Raw genomic sequence first — 1,433 nt, forward strand, 5'->3', positions numbered from 1 at the left:
CGCCGGTTCACCGACGCGGACGTCACCCGGTTCCGAATCGTCCGCGGCGGGCTGCGCTCGGTCTTCGAGGCCTCCGACGGCGGCGACCACGTCCTCGCGGTCGACCTGCTGAACTCCCTGCTCATGGAGTTCCCGGTCAGCCCCCAGGTCTCCGGCCACGAGACCATCGGCGAGGACGGCGGCCCCAACTGGCACATCCACCTCGCCGACCACCCCTCGAACGCCTCCGCCGGCTACGCGGCGATCGCGTCCTTCGGCCTGGCCTTCCACCTCACGGAGCACGGCCCCGACCGCCTGGGCCTGTGCCAGGCCGCGCCCTGCCGCAACGCCTACCTCGACACCTCCACCAACCGCTCCCGGCGCTACTGCTCCGACCGCTGCGCCACCCGCGCCAACGTGGCCGCCTACCGGGCCCGCAAACGGCTGGAGGCCGAGGCGTCCGGCCAGAGCGGCCGCAGCGCCGACACCGCCCAGGACACCCGCGCCCTCAGCGAACTCTGATCCGCCGCGCGCGGCCGGAAACGCAGCACCGCCGTCGCCAGCACCAGCTCCTCGGGCACCGTCCCGTAGTCGGTGCTGTCGCCGGTCTCGTTGAACGGGTTGTCCCCGAGCACCCACCAGCCGCCCGGCCGCCGCTCCACCGCCCGCTTGACCACCAGCAGGTCCTGCTGGAAGGGGTGCCGCAGCACCACCACGTCACCCGGGCGCACGGCCGCCCCGTACCGGACCACCAGCCGGTCCCCGTGCAGCAGCGTCGGCACCATCGAGGGCCCCGCCACCTCCAGCACCTCGAACGCCATCCGCGAGTGCCTTCTCTCCGCCATGCGCGACCTCCTCGCCCGCTCTCGTCCCCCTGCGCATGCTGCCGCACGCTCCCGTACATTCGCTCACCGGTCCGGACGCCACCCTGGACTTTTGTCCTAAGCCCCCGGGGCCGCTCGCGAAATCCCCTTTCCCACGGAGTAATCTCCCCTCTTGAGAAGACGATCACGAGGAGGACAAACTCCATGCTTTCCCGCCTCTTCGCCCCCAAGGCGAAGGTCTCCGCCCACTGCGATCTTCCGTGCGGCGTGTACGACCCTGCCCAGGCCCGCATCGAGGCCGAGTCCGTCAAGGCCGTCCAGGAGAAGTACCAGGCCAACGAGGACGCAGACTTCCGCGCGCGCGCCATCACCATCAAGGAGCAGCGCGCCGAGCTCGCCAAGCACCACGTCTCGGTGCTGTGGAGCGACTACTTCAAGCCCCCGCACTTCGAGAAGTACCCGCAGCTGCACACCCTGGTCAACGACACCCTGAAGGCCCTCTCGGCCGCCAAGGCGTCGAACGACCCGGCGACCGGCCAGAAGGCCCTCGAGCTCATCGCCGAGATCGACCGCATCTTCTGGGAGACCAAGGCCGCCTGATCCAGGCCCTCCCCGAGTACGGCGATGGGG

The 1,433-nt window shown here is 70.6% G+C and carries 3 protein-coding genes; 2 read left to right on the forward strand and 1 reads right to left on the reverse strand.

Annotation, left to right across the window (positions count from 1 at the left end; translation table 11 throughout):
• On the forward strand, positions 1-501 hold a 501-nt coding region (locus tag ACFXA3_RS42485), incomplete at its 5' end, for a CGNR zinc finger domain-containing protein (protein WP_385196886.1).
• Here ACFXA3_RS42485 and sodX read toward each other — a convergent pair.
• Positions 405-824, reverse strand: a complete 420-nt coding sequence (gene sodX, locus ACFXA3_RS42490) for a nickel-type superoxide dismutase maturation protease (protein WP_385196888.1) — start codon at positions 822-824, stop codon at positions 405-407. The two genes, ACFXA3_RS42485 and sodX, sit on opposite strands and share 97 nt — an antisense overlap.
• 183 nt (positions 825-1,007) lie before the next feature.
• Between sodX and sodN the strand changes: the two genes are divergently transcribed.
• Positions 1,008-1,403: a superoxide dismutase, Ni gene (sodN, locus tag ACFXA3_RS42495; RefSeq protein WP_008741558.1), complete on the forward strand. Its 396-nt coding sequence runs from the start codon at positions 1,008-1,010 to the stop codon at positions 1,401-1,403.
• Positions 1,404-1,433: the final 30 nt, after the last annotated feature.

The sequence above is a fragment of the Streptomyces sp. NPDC059456 genome (assembly GCF_042750055.1).
Classification (GTDB): Bacteria; Actinomycetota; Actinomycetes; order Streptomycetales; family Streptomycetaceae; genus Streptomyces.

Coding starts and splice junctions, on each gene's coding strand:
- sodX (WP_385196888.1), bottom strand. CDS start 824: ATGGCGGAGAGAAGGCACTCGCGGATGGCGTTCGAGGTGCTGGAGGTG.
- sodN (WP_008741558.1), top strand. CDS start 1,008: ATGCTTTCCCGCCTCTTCGCCCCCAAGGCGAAGGTCTCCGCCCACTGC.